This is a genomic window from Occallatibacter sp., from assembly GCF_049510455.1.
Classification (GTDB): Bacteria; Acidobacteriota; Terriglobia; order Terriglobales; family Acidobacteriaceae; genus Telmatobacter.
Genome location: NZ_JBEKYX010000035.1, coordinates 20,590 through 35,890 on the forward strand (window position 1 = coordinate 20,590; position 15,301 = coordinate 35,890).

A 15,301-nucleotide genomic window follows, 5' to 3' on the forward strand; every position below is an offset into this window, starting at 1 on the left:
TGGCTTGCAATTTATTGGATTACGCTGCGGACTGTTTGTTTGGCGCGCTTGTCGCCTCGGGCGTAATCTGCTTTGATTCCTGCAGCAGCTTCTGCAATTCTGCAGGCAGCGCGGCAAACGGCTTAAACTCCGCGAAGTCCTTTTCCGTCAGCTCACGCACTTCGCCGTTGTCATTCGTCAATGGTTTTCGGTTTGCCATATTTGCGTGCCTCCCGATCGTTTGCCCTGCGGAAGCTGATCACTCGGATTCCACGTGGTTTGGGTGTAAAGCAAAGAATGTGCAATCGCCTGTTCAGATAGCCTGCCGCAACAATGCGATGTTCTCCATTACGAAACTCGGCTTCGTAAGTTGCCGAGACAAAATCAAAATCGGCAGCCTGCTCAAAACCCAGCCTGCGTTCTTTGCGATTCCGATCACTTTTGTGTGGATCAAACGTAATTTCCACTCAATAGATTTTACCTTCAAATACGTCGATGCTGTGTGACTTTGGAGACTGGCTGCATCCTGGTGGCCTGATTTATCGTCCTATGCGTATGGCTACTCCTGCGAATGCTATTGCGACTGCGCCGCACCCTACGCCTGAGGCGGAAGAGATTTACCGCCGCTGGCTCCAGTTTCTGGACGATGAGTTCACTCGGCATCACGTGCCGGAGCGACGGTCGGAGATCGTCCGCGACCAGCTTTACCAGATTTATCTTGGCCGACCGCATGGCGGAAAGCTGAACCTGACCCTGACGAGTGAGCTGCCGGGCAACGTGGTTTCGCTTACGCTGGACCCCGAGAATGTGACGCTTGAAGCCGGACATTTTAAGGATATTGACCGGAAGAAATGGGCGCCGCTGAAGCCGCTGCTTTGGTTCTGGAAGATGTTTGACCGCTCGCCGCTGGGGCTGAATCACTGGCTGGGACTACGTTTCCGGTGCATGCTGGGCAGGCACATTTTTGCGCATATGGGAACGGGCGTGCGGATTTACCACGGCGTAGATCTGACCTATGGGTACAACCTGACGATCGAGGATAATGTTGAGATTCGCCAGGGCGTGGTGCTGAACGACCGCGGCGGCATCAAGATTGGCAAAGGGGTGGTGATCGGCTCATTTGCGCGCATTTATTCGCATGCATTCGCGCTGGACGATATGGAAAACGTCTCGCTTACAGCTATTGAGATTGGCGAACAGGCGCGCATCGCAAGCCACGCTATTGTGCTGGCGGGGCAGAAGGTTGAGCCTCACGCGGTGATTGGAGACTTCCCATCTGAGAAGCGGTAGGCTGCCTAGCCAGTGCGATGCCTTGATCAGCGTCGTGGATGAGATCCAGCAATCGAACATTCGGGCTTTGTGGAGCTCGATGATGCTGTATGGGCTTTCGCCGGGCTTGCCGGAGGGAGCCTCTCAGTTTGTGACGCTTTGTTGATCGACCGGATTTGTTCCCGGCGCGGATGATAATCTGAAGTTTCCGGTATTTTGGAGCTGAAGTGTCACAGACTTTCCTTGTCATTGCCATATTCAAGTTTGTGCTGCTTGTCTTTTCGCTCAGCGTGCATGAGTGCGCGCATGCGTGGATGGCCTCGCGGCTGGGCGATCAGACGGCACGGCTGCAGGGCCGCGTCACGCTGAACCCGATGTATCACATAGACCCCATCGGAACGCTGCTGTATCCGGCGCTCACCTTATTCATATTCCGGGGCGGAGTGCTGTTTGGATGGGCCAAGCCGACACCGGTCATTACGCGGAATTTCAAGAAGATTGTGCGCGATGACAACCTGACGACGCTGGCTGGTCCGGCTTCAAACCTGCTGTTGACGCTGATTGCGTTCCTGGCGCTGGCGGGGATCGAGATTGGCGTGCCAGGGGGACGGGAGCTGGTGCTCTCGGCATTTGGCGGCATGGCGTTCAGCTCCAGCCTGGAAGCGATTGTGATTCTGGCGATTCTGGCGATTGAGCTGAACCTGACGCTTTTCTTCTTTAACCTGTTTCCTGTTCCGCCGCTGGATGGCAGCCGCATTGTGCGAAACCTGTTGCCGTATAACGCGATGCGGGCGTATGACAACATCAGCGGCCTGGCGAGCTGGTTTGTGATGATTGCGATGGGATGGTTTCTGCTGCCGCTGCTGATGAGGCCTGTGCTGGGTGTGATCTTCGGCATTCTGTACAGCCTGCCGGGACGGTAGAGAGCCGCACAGCGGCTGGGCCGCTACAATAAATGGAGCCGGAGACGGCCTTATCTTTATTTGACGACAGGCACATGTCAGAACAGCAATCCATCACTTCCAAGCCGCGCGTTTTAAGCGGGATGCGCCCTACAGGGAAGCTGCACCTGGGCAACTACATGGGCGCGCTGGCCAACTGGGTCAAGCTGCAGGATTCGGGGCTTTATGAGTGCTATTTCTTTATTGCAGACTGGCACGCGCTGACCTCGGACTACGCCGATCCTTCGCAGATTCTGCCTAACGTTCAAGACGTTATGCTCGACTATCTCGCCTCTGGGCTTGATCCGGCGAGGAGTGTGCTGTTTTTGCAGAGCAAAGTGTTACAGCACGCTGAGCTAAACCTACTACTAGGCATGATTACGCCGCTGAGTTGGCTGGAACGCGTTCCCAGCTACAAGGAGCAGCAGGAAAACCTCACCAATAAAGACCTATCTAACTATGGTTTTCTCGGGTATCCGCTGCTCATGGCATCGGACATCCTGCTCTATCAGCCCAAATTCGTTCCCGTCGGCAACGACCAGACAGCGCACGTAGAGCTAACGCGGGAGATTGCGCGGCGGTTTAACCATTTCTATTCGCTTGGAACTCATCCCCCAGCGCAATTTGTCAGCTACGAACAACTTGTAATGGAAGAGGGGCTAGAAGTAGCGCGGAAATTGAGCCCGAAGGGTGAGCCTGTTCTTAGACAGACTTTCCCTCAATCCGAGAAAGAGAGGGGCTTTTCACCGGCAGAAGTGCTACCGGAACCGCAGGTGCTACTGACGCCTTCGCCCAAGCTGCCCGGTACGGATGGGCGGAAGATGTCGAAGAGCTACGGGAATACGATTCAGCTTACAGACACTGAGCCCGAAGTCCGCAAAAAGCTCAAGACGATGGTGACGGACCCGGCGCGCGTACGGCGTACGGACCCCGGCGATCCGGACAAGTGCCCCGTAGGCGATCTGCACAAGGTGTTTTCTTCGGCAGAGACGCTGGCGAAGGTATATGAGGGCTGCCGGAGCGCAGGGATTGGGTGCATTGAGTGCAAGAGCTGGGCCGCGGATGCACTGGTGCAGGTGCTGAATCCGATCCAGGAGCGGCGGGCGAGCTTTACACCAAAGCAGGTGGAAGAAATTCTTCAGGACGGCAATGCACGTGCGTCTGCCCGAGCGGAGCAGACGATGGAAGAGGTTCGCGTGGCGATGAAGCTGGCACCGGCGCCGGCGAGAGGTTGATGAAGTGACGGATGAATCCCCCAAGCCGAACGAGATTGAACAAACTGCCGTCGAGCAGTCTGCGCCGGAGCAGAATTTCGTGGAAGCGCAAACTTCGGAGCGGCCCCAGCTGGTGCTGACGTCTCCACCTGTGCCTGCTGAGAAACCTGCTGCGAAGCCGAAGAAGGACACTGCAAAGAAGGCCGCGGAGGAGGAGAAGTTTTCTCCTTTTGACGTGATGGTGGGCCAGGTGTATGACGGGCCGCTGGACCTGCTGCTGGATCTGATCCGCAAGCAGGATATCGACGTTTACGACATTCCGATTGCGAAGATTACGGCGCAGTTTTTGGTTTACGTGAACCAGCTCAAGGCGAGCGATGTGGATGTGGCGGGCGAGTTTATCTATACGGCTTCACTGCTGATCCACATCAAGAGCAAGATGCTGCTGCCGCGCATGCCGGCAGGGCCGGAGGATGCCGCAGAAGACCCGCGCCGCGAGCTGGTGGAGCGGCTTCTGGAGCACGAGCGGTTTAAGAATGCCGCGCAGATGCTGCAGCAGAAGCAGATGCTGGAGGCTGCGGCGTGGACCAATCCCGGGGTGCGGGAGTTCAAGGACGACGTCGAGGCCGAGCCGGAGATTGCCGCCGATACGACGGACCTGGTCAGGATCTTTCAGCAGATTCTGGATCGTGCCCGTAAGCGGCCTGTTTTCAATGTGGAAGAAGATTCGGTGACGGTGGGCCAGATGATCCAGTTTCTGACTCGGCGGCTGACGATGGAGGACAAGCCGGTGGCGCTACGGCGGCTGCTGAGCCATACAAAGAGCGAGCGGGCGCTGGTGGCGGCATTTCTGGCGCTGCTGGAGCTGGTGCGGCTGCAGGCGATTCTATTGCGGCAGGATCATGCTTTCAGCGAGATCTTTATCAAGAAGAACTCGGGCTTTGAGGCTGTCATGAACGAGGCTGTGGCGGCGCGGGATGACTGGAAGTAAAGGTTATAACCGAAGTTCTAATTTGTGTTAGAATTAATGTTATTACTCAAGGAGTGAGATTTTATGGCGACAAGCTCAAAGGCCACTGCCCTTAAGATCATTCCGGTTGGCAATTCAAGTGGGATTCTCCTTCCCAGAGAAGTTCTCTCCGATCTCCATGTTGAACAGGGTGACATTCTGTTTTACACCCGCACAGAGAAGGGGTGCACATTGACCCCTTATGACGAGGAATTCGCGGCTCAGATGGAGGCGGCGCGGGAGATCATGCGGCAGAATCGCGATGTTCTTCAAAGACTTGCAGAATGATTGAACCCATTTGGATTCGCCTTGATGCGGTTCTGGCGATGCATGACGAAGCACTGGCACTGCACGGTGGCCCGAGCGGCGTCCGCGATATGGGTTTACTTGAATCCGCGCTTGCCCGTCCGAAAAATCTCTTTGCGTATGGGGAGCAATCTCCTTCACTTGCCCAGCTTGCGGCTTCCTATGCGAAGGGCATCGTTGCCAATCACCCCTTCGTGGATGGCAATAAGCGAACGGCGTTTATTGTGGCCCTAACGTTCCTCCTGCGCAATGGCTTCATTGTGACGGCGAAAAAAGAGGATCGGGTAATGACTTTCTGGAATCTTGCCTCTGGTGAGCTTTCGGAAGAGGAGCTGTCGGCCTGGTTTGAGCGCAATACGCAGCCGCGCTAAGTCGCAATCTTGCTGCTTTCCTGAATCTTTTCATTTCCCTTTCATCTTCTTGATGTATCCCTTAGCTGGTCTGGTAATGTTCCCCCGCGCATGCCCGGACGCACGCCAATTGATCAGGAGCCACACATGTCAGACCTTGCAACCACCGCGGGAGCTGCCCCACAGGGCGGATCACTACTCGATCACAAGATGAAAAAATCGCCCGCCTGGCTGAGCGGGGTGATTATTCTTATTGCTCTCCTCGGCGGCCTGGGTTATGTGGGTTTTCACATTGCGGGCGACCTGGGGAATGTGACCCTGGGCAGCACCTGGCCCTATTTCCTGCTGGGCATGGCACTGTTCATTGCGCTGGCCTTCGAATTCGTGAACGGCTTCCATGACACGGCAAATGCCGTAGCGACGGTGATCTATACGCACTCGCTGGAGCCGAACATTGCGGTGGTATGGAGCGGCCTGTGCAACCTGGTGGGTGTGTTGACCTCCGCAGGCACAGTGGCTTTTACGATCATTACGCTGCTGCCCGTGGAACTGATCCTGAAGGTGAGCTCGGGCGCGGGATTTGCGATGGTCTTTGCGCTGCTGCTGGCCGCGATTTTATGGAACCTGGGCACCTGGTGGCTGGGGCTTCCGGCTTCAAGCACGCACACGATGACGGGTTCGATCATCGGCGTGGGCCTGGCGAACCAGTTTTTGACCGGTGGAAACGGAACCTCGGGCGTTGACTGGGCCCAGGCGAGCAAGGTGGGTTGGACACTGCTGCTCTCGCCTCTTGTGGGCTTCGCCGGCGCGTTTCTGCTCTTCCTGTTTTCGAAAGCGACCGTCAAGTATCCCGCGCTTTACGAGGCTCCGAAGGACAATACGCCGCCGCCTTTCCCGATTCGCATTCTGCTGGTGATTACGTGCACGCTGGTCAGCTTCTTCCACGGATCGAATGACGGGCAGAAGGGCATGGGCCTGATCATGCTGATCCTGATCGGCACGGTGCCGACGGCATACGCGCTGAACCACGCAGTAAGCGCACACGACATTCAGGACTTTATTGCGGCGAGCGAGCGAGCGGTTTCGATCATCGATGCTCACTCCGACAAGAATGCGACAGTGGGAGACCCTGCAAACGAACTGACGGATTACCTGAAGACCAAGAATTTCACACCTGGGACGCTGACGGCGCTGCGCATGGAGATCCAGAACCTGGAAGGCGACGTAAACGCCTACGGCGACTACAAGCGCGTTCCGGCCAACAAGCAGACCAACGTTCGCAACGGCATGTATGTGACGAGCGAGACGCTGCGGGTCATGGCCAAAAATCATGCGGTCAGCTTTAACGCGGGTGAGCAGGGAGCTCTGGACAATTACAAGAAAAAGGTGGACACGGCGACCAAATTCATTCCAACGTGGGTGAAGGTAGCCGTGGCGCTGGCGCTGGGCCTGGGTACGATGGTGGGCTGGAAGCGCATTGTAGTGACGGTGGGCGAGAAGATCGGCAAGGAGCACCTGACGTATGGGCAGGGCGCTGTGGCCGAGCTTATGGCTGCTTCGACCATCGCTCTTGCCGACTTTGGCGGGCTGCCGGTGAGTACCACGCATGTACTGAGTTCGGGCATCGCGGGCACGATGGCGGCGAACAAGAGCGGCCTGCAGCTTTCGACGATCCGGAACATTGCTGCGGCCTGGGTGTTTACGCTGCCGGCGGCGGCTCTGCTGTCGGGCCTTCTGTTCTGGCTCTTCCGCATGATTGCAGGTAGCTGATTCCTCGTTTTGATTGGGCATCTACTCCAGGGCGTCCGTAACCGCGGACGCCCTTTTCTTTTGCGGCAAAGAATTTGCGGAGGGATTCGGCGGCTTGTGCGGTATATTGGCTGCGAGTTTTTTCCCCGCAAAGATGCGTTTTGAATCTTTGAAACACGATTCCCAGCTACTCAAAAAGGAGAATTTCTTTGGCTACTCCTACCCCTGTGCCCGCACCCGCGCCTAAATCCGGCGGCGCGCTGAAGATTGTCCTCATCGTCGTTGGCGTCTTTGTCCTGGTCGTGGTTCTCGTTCTGGGCGCGCTGGCGTTTATTGGCTACCGCGTGATGCACGATATGGGGCACGCAAGGAACAAGAGCGAGGTAAAGATTCTCGGTTCTACCGTGTCGACTGTAGATTCGGGTTCATTTACCGCGGACGACCTGGGTGTCGCCATCTACCCTGGGGCAACGCCTGCAGAAGGCGGATCGAAGATGGAAGTGCTTACCGCCTCGATCGTCACCGCGGTCTACCTTACCCCCGATCCTGTTTCGAAGGTGGAAGCCTTCTATAAGGACAAGTTCGGCACCGTGGCCACCGACTTCAACATGGGCGACACCGCAATGATTGTGCATAAGGTGAACGACAAAGAGACCATCAACGTGACGTTGACGAACAAGAACACAAAAGACGGCAAGACCAGGATCATGATTCAGCACACGAAAGCGAAATAAGACGCTTCAAAACAGCGGGCTTGCGCTTGTGGCCGGGCGCGAGGGCAGGCCTTTGCTTTTGCTTAGCTCATGAACATGCCGCCGTTGACGTCGAGTACGTGGCCGGTGATGTAGGCGGCGGCGTCCGAGGCGAGGAACGCGACGGATTGCGCGATGTCCTTGTCGGTGCCGGCGCGGCCGAGGGGAATCTGCGTGAGCATGGCCTCGCGGACCTTCTCATCCAGCACAGAGGTCATGGCGGTTTCGATATAACCGGGAGCGACGGCGTTGACGGTGATGTTGCGTGAGGCCACTTCGCGGGCGAGCGAACGGGTCATGCCGATGAGTCCGGCTTTCGAGGCGGCGTAGTTGACCTGGCCGGCCTGGCCGGTGCGGCCGACAACCGAGGTGATGTTGATGATGCGGCCCCAGCGATTGCGAAGCATGGGGCTGAGCAGGGCCTGGGTGAGCAGGAATGCGCCGGTGAGATTGGTGGCGAGAACCGAGTCCCAATCGTCGCGCTTCATGCGCAGCACGAGCGTGTCGCGGGTGATTCCGGCGTTGTTGACGAGGATTTCGACCTTGCCGTAGCGCTCGAGGATGGCTTTTGCGCCGGATTTGATGGAGTTTTCGCTTGCAACGTCGAGCGAGAAAGCTGCCGCCTGGCCTCCGGCGCTTTCGATTTCCGCGACAGCTTCGGCAAGTTTGGCTTCATTGCGCGCGGCAAGAGCCACGGTTGCGCCCAGGCGGGCGAGTTCAATGGCAACGGCGCGGCCGATTCCCTGCGATGCGCCTGTGACGAGCGCGATTCTTCCCTGCAAATTGATCATGCGATGTCAGCTTTCGTCAGCGCGAAATGTGCGCGCCCGAAGGACATTGTATAAGGACAGGTTTGCTTGCTCGAATGGCCCGGCATCCGGGAAAGATTACGCAGAGGAGCATCGGTAACCCGCAACCTTGTTACCCCGAGGCTCATCTAACGGTCTAAGTCTTGGTGTCCCAAGACGTTTAGACCTATTTAGATTCCGGGAGCCACTTGAATGTCTTTTCTTCGCGCTGCGGCGCTTCCTTTTTTCGCTTTCGCCCTGTCGCTGGCGCCTCTCGCAACGGGCCAACCGGATGCGGCTGCACCCGCTTCAGTTCCCGCACCCGCGGGAGGACCGGCAACGGCAACGGTGCCTGCGCCTGCGCTTGCCTCCTATACCGAGCTGCTCAAGCCCTCGCTTGCGAGTCTGTATGCAACGCTGGCAGACCTGAAGCTGGATAAATGGAAAAGCGGCAACGTGCGCGCCGAGGCCGAGCACGATACCGCTTCCATTGTGGATGACCTGAACCAGAAGATACCCGATCTGCTCAAGGATGCTGACGCCGCGCCGACGCGCACTGGCGCTGCGCTGCCCCTGGCGCGCAACTTCGCGGCGCTTTACGATGTTTCGCTGCGCGTGCTGGATGCCGCGCGCATTGCCGCTCCCGCAGACCAGGCAGCGAAGATCCAGGACGCAATGAATGGACTGGCCGCGGCAAACCGCTCGCTCTACGACCGGCTGGAGCAGGGCTCAAAAGCGCAGGAAGTGCGTATCGGCGATCTCGAAACGAAGATCAAGGTGCAACAGGAAGCCGCCGCGCACGCTGTGCCGGTGGCACCGCCTCCACCGGCCTGCCCTGCGCCAGCGGCAAAAAAGCCTGCCGTGAAGCGCAAGCCTGTGGCCAAGCCCGCGACGCAGCAGGATAGCGGGTCTTCCGGGTCTGGAAGCTCGACGCAGCCGAAGCCGCAGAATTAGCCGCATGCAAATAGGAACAAATGAAAAGGGCGGCTCCATGGAGCCGCCCTGCCAAGTTGTGGAGGACTGATTCGGATGGACCAGTTATCCTCTTTGATCGCCGAGTCTCCCGATTAGCCTGGTTTCGCAGGCCCTCCGCTCTCAACCATTTCTTTAAGTATTAAGCTCCCGCGGTCATCCGAACGAACCTCGCGGATTCCTTCGTCAAACATTGGCTACTCCCTCCTTTGGAGGATTTCTCCTCCGTTGCGCCCTTAAGATTCGGCAAATGGGAGAGCTGTTGCCTGCGGTGTGGATGTCCCGAAACCAGATTATGAGACAAAACAGCCGATAACTTTTTATAGAACGAAATGCCGACTTGATCCGTCTCATAAACGTAACCACTGCTTTGCTATGCAAGGGGCAAGATGCGCAGCGAGCTGGTTTGTAGCCCTTCTTTGTTTCTAACATATACGGATAGCATCAGCCATTCATTCGCTCAACTGAGCAGCCGGTATTTTATGCACAATTTTTGCTTCTCTGCTTATCGCAGTATTCGTTTGCTTGTCGTTGGAATTTTCTTTGTAGCGGTCCAGTGCGTGGTTCACTCGCAGTCCGCGGGCGCAGTGGTTGGGCCGGGCAGCATTAGCGGCACCGTTGCGGACCCAACGGGTGCGGTGATTCCACAGGCCGCCGTAACCGCTACGCGCGCGGGGCATGCGCCCATCAAAACAACATCGGACGGCGTGGGGCATTATTCCTTTCCGCAGCTTGCGCCCGGTTTGTATGCGATCGAGGCGCAGGAGCCCAACTTTCATCCTGCGCGCAAAGAAGGCGTTCGTGTGACGCCAGGCGCAGCGGTCACGCTTACGATGACGCTGGCGATTGAAGCGGATCAGCAATCCGTGACAGTTTCCGCAGACACGCTGGATGCGAGCCCGGAGAAAAATGGCGGTGCGATTGTGCTGAAGGGCGAGGATCTGCGCGCGCTTTCTGACGATCCCGACGAGCTTTCAACACAGCTTACGGCCATGGCCGGAGCCGATGCGGAGACGGGCACGCAGTTTTATGTGGATGGATTTACGGCGACGAAACTGCCTCCGAAATCCGCCATTCGCGAGATTCGCATCAACCAGAATCCTTACTCGGCGCAATATGACTCGCTGGGATTTGGCCGCATTGAGATTCTCACCAAGCCGGGTGCGGACAAACTGCATGCCGAGTATTGGATGCAGGGCAACGATTCGCCGTGGAACGCGCAAAATCCTTTTGTGACCGAGCAGCCGCCGTATTACATGTACCAGTTCGACGCTGACGTGAACGGCCCTGTGGGCAAGAATGCCTCGTACTTCTTGAGCGTCTGGCATCGGCAGGCAATCAACGTTTCGGTTGTGAATGCGGAGATTCTGGATGACTCGCTCAACCAGGCGCCGTTTACACAGGCGATCAGCACACCCGGATCGGGGCTTTTTGTAACGCCGCGCTTTGACTGGCAGTGGGGCAAGGTACACACGCTGAGCGTGCGCTACATACTGGACCGCAGCACGGCTCAGGACTCCGGCGTGGGCCAGTTCCAGCTTGCGTCACAGGCTTTTAACAGCACCCAGACGGAGCAGGTGCTGCAGGTGACCGACTCGCAGGCGTGGAGCGCCAAGGTTCTCAATGAGGTGCGCTTTCAATACACTCGCGATCGCAACAACCAGATTCCGCAATCGACGGAGACGACGCTGGCGGTGCAGGGAGCATTTACCGGCGGCGGCAACAACACCGGCGTCAGCCGCGATGCACAGGATCACTACGAGTTTCAGGATATGCTGCGCATCAACCACGGCCCGCATGACATCACTGTCGGCGGACGGCTGCGCGTGATCCGCGATTCCAATTACTCGACAGCGAATTACAACGGGCAGTTTACCTTTGCCTCACTGGCGGCCTATCGGATTACCGAGCAGGCCATGCAGCAATGCGCACAGAACCCGCAAAACTGCCCGACGCCGGCGCAGATCCAGGCAGAGGGCGGCGGAGCCAGCCTGTTTTCGCAGACCATGGGGAATCCTAGCATCGTGGTCAGCATGGCGGATGCGGGCATTTTTGCCGAGGATAACTGGAAGATAACTCCCAGCGTAATCCTTAGTCCCGGACTACGCTTTGAAACGCAGACGGGAATGCATGACCACGCAGACTTTGGCCCGCGGCTTGGAATTGCATGGTCGGTTCCAGGCGGCGCCAATAAGCCTCCGCGCGCAGTGATTCGCAGCGGTTCGGGATTCTTCTATCAGCGCTTCACCTCGGCGGGCCTGCTGCAGGCCGAGCGGCAGAACGGAGTTACGCAGACTGCCGTGGCGATCACCGATCCGGATTTTTATCCGGGCACCTGCACGGCGAATCCGCCGCCAGCGGCATGCAGCGGCGGCTCGCAAAGCGCGCCCACGATCTTTTCGATCAACCCGAACCTGCGCGCGCCCTACCTGTTCATTGCGGGGCTTGGCGTGGATAAGTCCATTGGCAAGTATGTCTCGCTTTCAGCAAACTATCTCTACTCGCGCGGCGATCACCTGTTTATCACACGCAACATCAATGCGCCTCTGCCGGGAACCTACAATCCAGACGATCCCACGAGCGGCGAGCGCCCGCTGGGCACAGATGAAAACATCTACCAATACAACTCGCAGGGAGACTCGGCGCGCAACCGCTTGAGCATTAACGGCAGCTTCAACACCAAGAAGACCGGCCTTTGGGGCTACTACACCATCAGCAAGGCCCAGGCCGACACCTCCGGCCTGACCAGCTTTCCATCCAACCAGTACGACATTCATGCGGACTGGGGCCGCGCCTCGTACGATATTCGCAACCGCGCGTTTGTGGGCGGCTATGTGCGCCTGCCCAGCCACTTCTCCATCAATCCACTCATCCTGTACCAGTCCAGCTCGCCGTTCAATATTGTGGTGGGCGAGGACTTGAACGGGGACACGCAATTCAACGATCGTCCCGCCTTTGCCACGGACCTGACGCGGCCCAGTGTTTATGCCACCAAGTGGGGCACCTTTGACGCCGATCCCATCGCCGGGCAAAAGATCATTCCCATTGACTACGGCAAAGGGCCGGGATTGATTGTTGCGAATCTGCGCCTGAGCCGCAGATTCAGCTTTGGCCCGGTGCTGCCGGAAGATCCCGCGCCGCCGGAGGCCGCGGCTGCCGCAACGAATGCGAACTCCAGCGCCAAGCCAGCGGCCAAGCCGGAAAAGAAAGAGATCGAGCGCCGGTACACGCTGGGTTTCGGCGTCTCCGCGCAGAACATTTTCAACCATCCGAATTATGCGCCACCGGTGGGTGTGCTGGGCTCAACGCTCTTCGGTGAGTCCACCGCGCTGGCCAGCACCAATGGCAACAGTTCCGCGAACCGGATCGTCGATGTGGAGACGTTCTTCCGGTTCTGAGGAAAGAATCGCAGACCGGACCTGCGCGATTCACTCACCGGCCGCTGTGGCCTCATCGCCGAAGTGAAGCCTGCGATGGAAGAGATCGAGCGCGAGACCGAAGCAACTGCGTGCCAGCTCCGGGTCGTAGCGTGGGCCTTCGTCGCGCAGAAAGGCATGCGCTCCGTTCACCTCGTGCCAGCTCAAGCGCGTGCCCAGCTCGTTGAGGCGATTGAGAATCTTCATGCGGCCTTCGAGCGGAATGTGCGGGTCCTGCCGGCCCCAGACCATGAGCAGCTCGCCCTGAATCTCCTTCGCGCGTTCGAGTGAGTTGTCGTTCGCGCCTTTGCCCAGGCCCTGCTTATGAATGTCCGTGGCGTAGAAGCAAACTGTGCCGCGCACATCGGGCTGAAATGCGGCGCGAAAGGCCAGATGGCCGCCGATGCAGATGCCGATTGCGCCAAGCTGCCCGGTGCAATCGGCACGCGACTTCAGGTAATCGAGAACGGCGCGGGCATCGGCATCGTAGCTGGCCAGCTCCTTGGCTGTCTTCAGCGCATTACCGCGATCGGAGCCTGCCTGGTCGTATTGAAGAACAGTGCCCGGCGCTTCAAACTCGTGATAAATCTCCGGCGCGGCAACTATGTAACCGTGTCCTGCAAGCTGCGCGGCAATGCGATGAACAGGATTTGTGATCTGGAAGATCTCCGAATATAAAATGACGCCTGGATAACGGCCCGGCGCCGCAGGCCGCGCGATATGCGTGCGCATCTGTCCATAGGAAGTGGACAGATCCGCAATTTCATCGACCACAATCATCTGGTTGCTCCTGTATGCACGATAAACCTATCACGCTTGAGGCAATCGCGATCCCGGATGCATTCCCCGCAAAGGCCGGACGGCGAATGAGTGTTTTCTCAGCTTTCGACAAGGATTCTGGAAAGCAAACTGCGCCTTGAGTCTGCAGGAGGAAAGCAATGCATATTCACGGTGCTTCAATGAATCACTCCGCCGCCCATCTCAACTCGATGGCGGGCGCGGAGAAGGCCGCGGAGGCGCAGCGTGCTGCCGAACTTCGCAAAAAACTACTCAAAGCGTCCGCACAAACCGAGGGCCTGCCGGATTCCGATGAGAATCTTCTGATGGGTCACTGGCTCGATTCGCATTCCGGCCAGTCGCAGGGCAACGATGAATACCGCCCTTCGAACCGAGGTTAGGATACTAACCTGTAATGCACCGGCAAACATTTTAGGACTGCACGACGATTGTTTGATCCATCCATCCGCGTCTATCCTGTCATCGCAGGATCGCCAGACCAGGAATGGAGTCGAACATGGACAAGGCCAGTAAGAGTGAAATCAAAATCGCCAAAAATGGTCCGTATATTGTCACGAATGCGCTTCCGCTGTCGCTGTACACCATTGGAGTCAATGAGCAGGCGGAGTCCGTACGGTGGGAAGAAGGAAAGCACTTTGAAGTGACATCGCAGTATGCTCTTTGTCGTTGCGGCCAATCGAATCACAAGCCGTTTTGCGATGGATCCCATGCAAAAACGGGCTTTGATGGAACAGAGACTGCCAGCCGCGCGTCATACGCGCGGCAAGCAAAACACATGGAGGGTGAGACGGTCGTTCTTCACGATGCGGAGCACTTATGTGCCTTTGCCCGCTTTTGTGACCGTGACGGCTCCATCTGGAAGCAGATCTCGGAGACGAGTTCTCCCCAGGTGAAGGAAGCTGTGGAACGCGAAGCAAGCCACTGTCCTTCCGGCCGGCTGGTGATTGAGGACAAACACTCGCACGTCAAGATCGAACCGCATCTTCCCGAGTCCATCGGACTTGTGGAAGACCCTGCACAGGGCTGCAGCGGTCCCCTTTGGGTGCGCGGAGGAATCCCCATCACTTCAGCCGACGGAGAAGTGTATGAGGTCCGCAACCGGGTGACCCTATGCCGGTGCGGCCAATCGTCCAACAAGCCTTTCTGTGACGGGAGTCATGCGAGCGTGAAGTTTCAGGATGGGCTCACTTAGAAAAGTGTGAAGCTATCCGGCTAAAGGTGCAAAATGAATCATGCTTCAACGCTATCCATTTCTGGTTTTCGCTCTTTCGCTATTCGGGTTTTGGTTTTCGGTGTGGGTTGGCGCGTTTCTTATGGTGCGGCTGCGGCCGGTCAAAGAGAGCGAACGGCAAGACCTTGACCTCGCAGTGAGTGCAAGTCTGACTCTTCTGGCCCTGATCATCGGGTTTGCCTTTTCGATGGCGGTGAGCCGATACGATATGCGCAAGAGTTATGAAGAAGAAGAGGCCAATGCGATTGGAACAGAGTACGCCCGTGCAGATTTGCTACCTGGGGACTCTGCGGTGAAAGTACGTCAATTGCTGGTTCAATATCTGGACCAGCGCGTGTTGTTCTATACGGTCACAGATGAGCAGCAGCTTAACTCGATTGCCGCAGAGACAACGAAGCTGCAGAGCGAGATGTGGTCAACCGTGCAAAGCGCAGCCAGGGAACAGCCTACTCCTGTTGCCGCGCTGGCAGTTGCCGGCATGAACGATGTGCTGAACCGCCAGGGCTATACGCAAGCAGCATGGTGGA

The 15,301-nt window shown here is 57.5% G+C and carries 17 protein-coding genes; 13 read left to right on the forward strand and 4 right to left on the reverse strand.

Features of this window, described 5'->3' with window-relative positions; genetic code table 11:
• Positions 1-19: 19 nt before the first annotated feature.
• Positions 20-199: a hypothetical protein gene (locus tag ABSG47_RS08410; protein ID WP_424168794.1), complete on the reverse strand. Its 180-nt coding sequence runs from the start codon at positions 197-199 to the stop codon at positions 20-22.
• A complete protein-coding gene (locus ABSG47_RS08415) occupies positions 171-446 on the reverse strand; it encodes a BrnT family toxin (protein WP_424168796.1) in 276 nt (91 codons plus the stop codon). The genes ABSG47_RS08410 and ABSG47_RS08415 overlap by 29 nt, the downstream gene beginning before the upstream one ends.
• An 82-nt stretch (positions 447-528) precedes the next feature.
• On the opposite strand from ABSG47_RS08415, the gene ABSG47_RS08420 reads away from it, so the two are divergent.
• The 8 genes from ABSG47_RS08420 (at position 529) to ABSG47_RS08455 (ending at position 7,551) form a co-directional block, all read left to right on the forward strand.
• Positions 529-1,269, forward strand: coding sequence for an acyltransferase (locus ABSG47_RS08420; RefSeq protein ID WP_424168798.1), 741 nt, complete (start codon positions 529-531; stop codon positions 1,267-1,269).
• 206 nt (positions 1,270-1,475) lie between these two features.
• Positions 1,476-2,171, forward strand: a complete 696-nt coding sequence (locus tag ABSG47_RS08425; protein WP_424168800.1) for a site-2 protease family protein — start codon at positions 1,476-1,478, stop codon at positions 2,169-2,171.
• Positions 2,172-2,245: 74 nt separating this feature from the next.
• Positions 2,246-3,424, forward strand: a complete 1,179-nt coding sequence (gene trpS / locus ABSG47_RS08430) for a tryptophan--tRNA ligase (protein ID WP_424168802.1) — start codon at positions 2,246-2,248, stop codon at positions 3,422-3,424.
• 4 nt (positions 3,425-3,428) lie between these two features.
• On the forward strand, positions 3,429-4,394 hold the full coding sequence (locus ABSG47_RS08435) for a segregation and condensation protein A (RefSeq protein WP_424168804.1): 966 nt from the start codon (positions 3,429-3,431) through the stop codon (positions 4,392-4,394).
• A gap of 63 nt (positions 4,395-4,457) precedes the next feature.
• Positions 4,458-4,700: an AbrB/MazE/SpoVT family DNA-binding domain-containing protein gene (locus ABSG47_RS08440; protein WP_424168806.1), complete on the forward strand. Its 243-nt coding sequence runs from the start codon at positions 4,458-4,460 to the stop codon at positions 4,698-4,700.
• The gene (locus tag ABSG47_RS08445; RefSeq protein ID WP_424168808.1) at positions 4,697-5,089 is read left to right on the forward strand and encodes a type II toxin-antitoxin system death-on-curing family toxin; all 393 of its coding nucleotides are present in this window, start codon (positions 4,697-4,699) and stop codon (positions 5,087-5,089) included. Before ABSG47_RS08440 ends, ABSG47_RS08445 begins: the two co-directional genes overlap by 4 nt.
• Positions 5,090-5,215: 126 nt before the next feature.
• Entirely contained in the window at positions 5,216-6,838 is a 1,623-nt protein-coding gene (locus tag ABSG47_RS08450; RefSeq protein WP_424168810.1) for an inorganic phosphate transporter, read from the forward strand.
• A 188-nt stretch (positions 6,839-7,026) separates the two neighbouring features.
• Positions 7,027-7,551: a hypothetical protein gene (locus ABSG47_RS08455; protein WP_424168812.1), complete on the forward strand. Its 525-nt coding sequence runs from the start codon at positions 7,027-7,029 to the stop codon at positions 7,549-7,551.
• Between the two features lie 62 nt (positions 7,552-7,613).
• Here ABSG47_RS08455 and fabG read toward each other — a convergent pair whose 3' ends face one another.
• Positions 7,614-8,360, reverse strand: coding sequence for a 3-oxoacyl-[acyl-carrier-protein] reductase (gene fabG, locus ABSG47_RS08460; protein ID WP_481133022.1), 747 nt, complete (start codon positions 8,358-8,360; stop codon positions 7,614-7,616).
• Positions 8,361-8,570: 210 nt separating this feature from the next.
• Between fabG and ABSG47_RS08465 the strand changes: the two genes are divergently transcribed.
• Positions 8,571-9,311 (forward strand): hypothetical protein, encoded by a 741-nt coding sequence (locus ABSG47_RS08465; RefSeq protein WP_424168814.1) that lies wholly within the window; start codon positions 8,571-8,573, stop codon positions 9,309-9,311.
• Positions 9,312-9,850: 539 nt separating this feature from the next.
• On the forward strand, positions 9,851-12,727 hold the full coding sequence (locus ABSG47_RS08470; protein ID WP_424168816.1) for a TonB-dependent receptor: 2,877 nt from the start codon (positions 9,851-9,853) through the stop codon (positions 12,725-12,727).
• Positions 12,728-12,757: 30 nt separating this feature from the next.
• Here ABSG47_RS08470 and ABSG47_RS08475 read toward each other — a convergent pair whose 3' ends face one another.
• Positions 12,758-13,525, reverse strand: a complete 768-nt coding sequence (locus ABSG47_RS08475; RefSeq protein WP_424168818.1) for a dienelactone hydrolase family protein — start codon at positions 13,523-13,525, stop codon at positions 12,758-12,760.
• Positions 13,526-13,683: 158 nt separating this feature from the next.
• Here ABSG47_RS08475 and ABSG47_RS08480 point away from each other — a divergent pair, with 158 nt between their 5' ends.
• From ABSG47_RS08480 to ABSG47_RS08490, 3 genes are all read left to right on the forward strand, one after another.
• Positions 13,684-13,923 carry a hypothetical protein gene (locus ABSG47_RS08480; protein ID WP_424168820.1) on the forward strand — a complete coding sequence of 80 codons (240 nt, stop codon included), beginning with the start codon at positions 13,684-13,686 and terminating at the stop codon, positions 13,921-13,923.
• 116 nt (positions 13,924-14,039) lie between these two features.
• The gene (locus tag ABSG47_RS08485; protein WP_424168822.1) at positions 14,040-14,735 is read left to right on the forward strand and encodes a CDGSH iron-sulfur domain-containing protein; all 696 of its coding nucleotides are present in this window, start codon (positions 14,040-14,042) and stop codon (positions 14,733-14,735) included.
• A gap of 40 nt (positions 14,736-14,775) precedes the next feature.
• Positions 14,776-15,301, forward strand: a 526-nt coding sequence (locus ABSG47_RS08490) for a hypothetical protein (RefSeq protein WP_424168824.1), incomplete at its 3' end; no start/stop codon positions are given.

Excerpts from the sequence above, each read along its gene's own strand:
- trpS (WP_424168802.1), top strand. The coding sequence starts at position 2,246 with ATGTCAGAACAGCAATCCATCACTTCCAAGCCGCGCGTTTTAAGCGGG.
- ABSG47_RS08440 (WP_424168806.1), top strand. The coding sequence starts at position 4,458 with ATGGCGACAAGCTCAAAGGCCACTGCCCTTAAGATCATTCCGGTTGGC.
- ABSG47_RS08475 (WP_424168818.1), bottom strand. The coding sequence starts at position 13,525 with ATGATTGTGGTCGATGAAATTGCGGATCTGTCCACTTCCTATGGACAG.
- ABSG47_RS08445 (WP_424168808.1), top strand. The coding sequence starts at position 4,697 with ATGATTGAACCCATTTGGATTCGCCTTGATGCGGTTCTGGCGATGCAT.
- ABSG47_RS08465 (WP_424168814.1), top strand. The coding sequence starts at position 8,571 with ATGTCTTTTCTTCGCGCTGCGGCGCTTCCTTTTTTCGCTTTCGCCCTG.
- ABSG47_RS08420 (WP_424168798.1), top strand. The coding sequence starts at position 529 with ATGCGTATGGCTACTCCTGCGAATGCTATTGCGACTGCGCCGCACCCT.
- ABSG47_RS08450 (WP_424168810.1), top strand. The coding sequence starts at position 5,216 with ATGTCAGACCTTGCAACCACCGCGGGAGCTGCCCCACAGGGCGGATCA.
- fabG (WP_481133022.1), bottom strand. The coding sequence starts at position 8,360 with ATGATCAATTTGCAGGGAAGAATCGCGCTCGTCACAGGCGCATCGCAG.
- ABSG47_RS08410 (WP_424168794.1), bottom strand. The coding sequence starts at position 199 with ATGGCAAACCGAAAACCATTGACGAATGACAACGGCGAAGTGCGTGAG.
- ABSG47_RS08485 (WP_424168822.1), top strand. The coding sequence starts at position 14,040 with ATGGACAAGGCCAGTAAGAGTGAAATCAAAATCGCCAAAAATGGTCCG.
- ABSG47_RS08480 (WP_424168820.1), top strand. The coding sequence starts at position 13,684 with ATGCATATTCACGGTGCTTCAATGAATCACTCCGCCGCCCATCTCAAC.